We start from the raw sequence: 1,531 nt of genomic DNA on the forward strand, positions 1-1,531 counted from the left end.
CCCAACAGGGTTAAACACATGGGGTAATCGCGGGGTGCGCTTCCACGCGATCAGGACGCGCTGGTCAGGTGGTTGCCCCCCGGTAGGATGAAATACGGGCCCACGATGGTGACCGGGCCCAGCATCGGACGGGAGACAACCATGGAGCAGTTTATCGGCCTCGACGTTTCATTGAAAGAAACATTCATCTCGGTGCGTGAGGGTGGCCAGCGGGTCTGGCGTGGCAAGTGCCCCTCCGACCCGAAGCTTATTGCCGAAATGGTCCGCAAGCGGGCGCCAGAAGCAGCAAGGGTTGTGTTCGAGACCGGCCCATTGTCAGTTTGGTTCTACCACGCACTGCGGGAGGAAGGCCTGCCGGCGATCTGCATCGATGCGCGTCACGCGAAGGCTGCGCTCGATCTTGCGCGGAACAAGACCGATGCCAACGATGCCGACGGCCTGTCGCATCTGGCTGAGGTTGGCTTCTACCGGGAAGTTCGGGTGAAAGCCTTCGATAGCATGCTGACGCGGACGCTCGTCGCGGGCCGCAACCAACTGCTGAAGATGACGACCCAGCTATCCAATCAAATCCGCGGCTTGATGAAGACCTTTGGCCTCATTGTTCCCAAGGGCGCGGGGCGGCTTTTTGCATCCCATGTTCGCGAGCAGCTTGCCGACAATCCAGCGCTGGAAAAGATCATTTCGCCCTTGCTTGAGTCATGGCTCAGTATTCGCGCGCGGACGGCCGAACTGACCAAGCAGCTCATCGCGTCTGCGCGCATGAGCGATCAGTGCCGACTGCTGTCATCGATCCCGGGCGTCGGAGTGGTTACCGCGAGCTCGTTCATTGCGGCGATCGAGGACCCGGAGAACTTCAGGAAGTCGCGATCGGTGGGCGCATGGGTAGGCCTGACGACCAGGCGCTACCAGTCCGGCGAAGTTGACTATGACGGACACATTTCGCGGCGTGGCGATAATCATTTGCGCTCGCTCCTGTACGAGGCGGCGGTCACGATCATGACGCGCACAAGGGAGGAGAACGCGCTGCGGACCTGGGGCCTCAGGCTGAAAGAAAAGATCGGCTTCAAGCGGGCGGCTGTCGCAGTCGCGCGAAAGCTGGCGGTAATCATGCATACCATGCTTCGGACTGGCGAATTGTTCCGGCACTCGGAGCCCGCCGCCGCGTGATTTGATGTCAGCCGTACAGAGCTCCCACTCCCCGGCTGATTGGATATAAAGTTCGCGTCTGATGACACTGACGCGCCGAGCCGTCCCTGTCGGGGCGCGGACAGGATCATTCCGCTGCGAGAGTTGCAGTCGCCACCATTTTACTCCGGCGAATTGCGTTAAACACATCGGAAGATCCCGCCCACGAAGACCCATCCTGCGGCGTGCATGTCCCGACCGCGTAAAAGACCATGTACCCGACAAACGGCATGATCGGTGACCAGTAGCTGACGAGACATTGACCTGCAGGCATCCGCGACCGCGTCATCGTGGATCAGGGTGGTATGCCCGCTGCGCCTGATTGACAGGTTAGCGATTAAAAGAC

General features: G+C 60.3%; 1 protein-coding gene. It reads left to right on the forward strand.

All coding sequences use genetic code 11. The features are described 5' to 3' along the window. Positions 1-141: 141 nt before the first annotated feature. Complete coding sequence (locus LDN95_RS23010) at positions 142-1,167, forward strand: IS110 family transposase (protein WP_039338759.1); 1,026 nt, start codon at positions 142-144, stop codon at positions 1,165-1,167. The last annotated feature ends 364 nt before the right edge of the window (positions 1,168-1,531 follow it).

The organism is Novosphingobium sp. FKTRR1 (assembly GCF_020404405.1).
Classification (GTDB): domain Bacteria; phylum Pseudomonadota; class Alphaproteobacteria; order Sphingomonadales; family Sphingomonadaceae; genus Novosphingobium.